This is a genomic window from Bradyrhizobium sp., from assembly GCF_019242285.1.
Classification (GTDB): domain Bacteria; phylum Pseudomonadota; class Alphaproteobacteria; order Rhizobiales; family Xanthobacteraceae; genus Bradyrhizobium.
Genome location: NZ_JAFAVV010000835.1, coordinates 1 through 2,679 on the forward strand (window position 1 = coordinate 1; position 2,679 = coordinate 2,679).

The 2,679-nt window shown below is 65.9% G+C and carries 4 protein-coding genes; 3 read left to right on the forward strand and 1 reads right to left on the reverse strand.

Going from position 1 to position 2,679, the window contains the following annotated elements:
• Positions 1–587, forward strand: a 587-nt coding sequence (locus JOY90_RS34310; RefSeq protein WP_291695523.1) for an ATP-binding protein, incomplete at its 5' end; no start/stop codon positions are given.
• A gap of 44 nt (positions 588–631) precedes the next feature.
• Here JOY90_RS34310 and JOY90_RS34315 read toward each other — a convergent pair.
• Entirely contained in the window at positions 632–895 is a 264-nt protein-coding gene (locus tag JOY90_RS34315; protein ID WP_291695524.1) for an iron oxidase, read from the reverse strand.
• Positions 896–1,032: 137 nt separating this feature from the next.
• On the opposite strand from JOY90_RS34315, the gene JOY90_RS34320 reads away from it, so the two are divergent.
• The gene (locus tag JOY90_RS34320; RefSeq protein WP_291695525.1) at positions 1,033–1,497 is read left to right on the forward strand and encodes a hypothetical protein; all 465 of its coding nucleotides are present in this window, start codon (positions 1,033–1,035) and stop codon (positions 1,495–1,497) included.
• Between the two features lie 201 nt (positions 1,498–1,698).
• Positions 1,699–2,679, forward strand: a 981-nt coding sequence (locus JOY90_RS34325; protein ID WP_291695526.1) for a lytic murein transglycosylase, incomplete at its 3' end; no start/stop codon positions are given.

Here is a 2,679-nt window from a genome sequence, read left to right on the forward strand (position 1 = left end):
GCGAACGCATCGGCAAAGCCGATCAGTTGCTGATCGGCGATACGATCGCCGATCTCGATGCCGTCCTGCGGATATTCTCATCCATCATGCGGATTGCGCAAATCGAGACCAAGGCGCGAAAAGACGCGTTTCGTACGGTGAACATGGTCGAAATCGCAGGCGAGGTCGTGGAGCTGTACGATGCTGCCGCCGAACAGGATCAGACGCGCTTGACCCTCGCCGGCGATCGGGAGGTGCTGGTGACGGGCGATCGCGATCTGATCTTCGATGCCATCGCCAACCTCGTCGACAATGCGATCAAGCACGGGCGCAGCGCAGGGCACATTATCGTAACAATCGAAAACGCCGATGGCGGGCCGCTGATTTCGATCACGGATGACGGCCCCGGAATTCCTCCCGGCGAACACGACCACGTGTTTCGACGGTTCTATCGCCTCGAACACAGCCGTTACACGCCGGGAAACGGTCTGGGACTGAGCCTGGTTGCCGCCGTCGCCCGCCTTCACGGCGCGCAAATTGAAATGCTGGACAACTTGCCAGGCCTTCAATTCAAACTCAGGTTTCCGCCGCCGTCCACCGGCGACTGAGTTACTTGTCGGCCATCTTCTTCGGCGCGCACCGCCCTCACAGGCTAATCGGCCAGCGCGAAGGCGGTGCACCAGCCGTCGCTGGAGACCTCGCCTTCCACCACCTTGCAGGCATGCGGCGCTTCGAACAGCGTGCAGGTGGCGCAGCTATAGATACCGTTCGGCGTATCCTGATAGGCCGCCCGCGCCTTGGTCATCTTGTCCGCGGCCGCGACGGGCGCGATCGGACACAGCAGGCCCGCCGACGCGCCGCCGATCATCGCGCGCAACAGATTTCGCCGCGAGCTTCGCGGCCATCGATCGATCATGTTGCCTCCCCTGAAGCTGCCGCCGGCCCATAGCCATTTAGCCGCATCGAGGGAGGTTCGATCAACAGCCGCCGGGCGCTGCGCCGCCAAAAACGGTGCCGGCCTCCAAAGTCCCCGACGTCGTCGGGATCTGCGCGGTGCAGGACGGCGATGGCACGGAAGGGGCCGGCGCCGCGGGCGCGGTCTTGGCCAGTTCGGCGGTCGAGGCACTGGGTGCCTCGCCGGGCAATTGCACCGCTGTCTGCGGATTCACGGAGGAGTTGCTCGACGGTCCCGCGGCGCCGATGCTCGTCGCACCCGACAGGGTCGAGCCCGGCTCGCCCTGCGTTCGGGTCGGCACGCTCAAGGGATCGCAACCGGTCGACACCGCGCACGGCTTCGTCGAAGAGCCGACGGCGCCAAAGTTCATCAGCGTGGAGCTGGCCGCTGTCGTGCTCGACGATGAAGAATTGTTCGACGGCGTGGCCGGCGCCACCGGATTGCCCGAGATGGGATTGAGCTCGACGTTGGCGGCCGAACTGGCCGAGGTGGAGCTGGAACTGCCTGCCTGGGCGTGCACCGCACCGGCTGCCGCCAGCAGAATACCGATCGCGAGGATATAGCTTCGAACCATCGCGTTCTCCCGCTCAAATCGAGATGACGCGACCTCAACGAGATGGCTGCGATCCCGTTCCGATCGTCGGGGATGCGCCGCCGGGACTTTTTCCCTGCCGCCGCCCGCGACTGATTTTCTTTTCGGCCCGGTTCGGATATGCGGTGATCACCTTGGAATGACTCCAATCGCCCTGGTGAGTGAGACCGACATGCGAAGCGCCCTGGTGTCCCCGCGAGCCTTCTTCACTGCCCTCGTGGCGTGGTTCAGCCTGTCGTCGGCCGCACTGGCGCAGTTCGCGCCGCCTCCCACGCGCCCCGCGGTGGCGCCGCGGCCGGCCACCGCGCCCTTGCCGCGCGCCGCCTCCTGTCACAATGGCGAGAATTTCGAGCGCTTCCTCGCCGGCCTGAAGCAGCAGGCCGCGGCCGCGGGCGTGTCGCAAGGCGCGATCGCCGACGCCTCGCCCTATCTCGTCTTCGACCAGGGCATCGTCAACCGCGACCGCGGCCAGCGCGTGTTCGGGCAGCTCTTCACCGAATTCGCCGGCCGCATGGCCGCGCCTTATCGCATGCAGAACGGCCAGCAGCACATCCGTACACACGCGGCGGCGTTCGCGCGGGCCGAAAAGGAATACGGCGTGCCGGCGGCGGTGATCGCCTCGTTCTGGGGATTGGAAAGCGACTTCGGCGCCAACATGGGCAACCTGCCGGTGCTGCGCTCGCTGGTGTCGCTCGCCTATGACTGCCGGCGCTCGGAGCGCTTCGTGGGCGAGACCATCGCTGCGCTGAAGGTGATCGATCGCGGCGATCTCTCGCCCGACGAGATGATCGGCTCCTGGGCCGGCGAGCTCGGCCAGACGCAGTTCCTGCCGACGCACTACGTCACCTATGGGGTGGATTATGACGGCGACGGCCGCCGCAACCTTTTGAGCAGTGCACCCGACGTGATCGGCTCGACCGCGAACTACATCGCGACCGGACTGAAATGGCGGCGCGGCGAACCGTGGCTCGAGGAGGTGCGCGCGCCTTCGAATTTCCCGTGGGAACAGGCCGACCTGACGATGCAGATGCCGCGTGCGAGACTTTCGCAGCTCGGGGTCACCTATCCGGACGGCCGCGCGCTGCCGAACGACGAATTGCCGGCGTCGCTGTTGCTGCCGATGGGCCGCAATGGGCCGGCGTTCCTGGCCTAT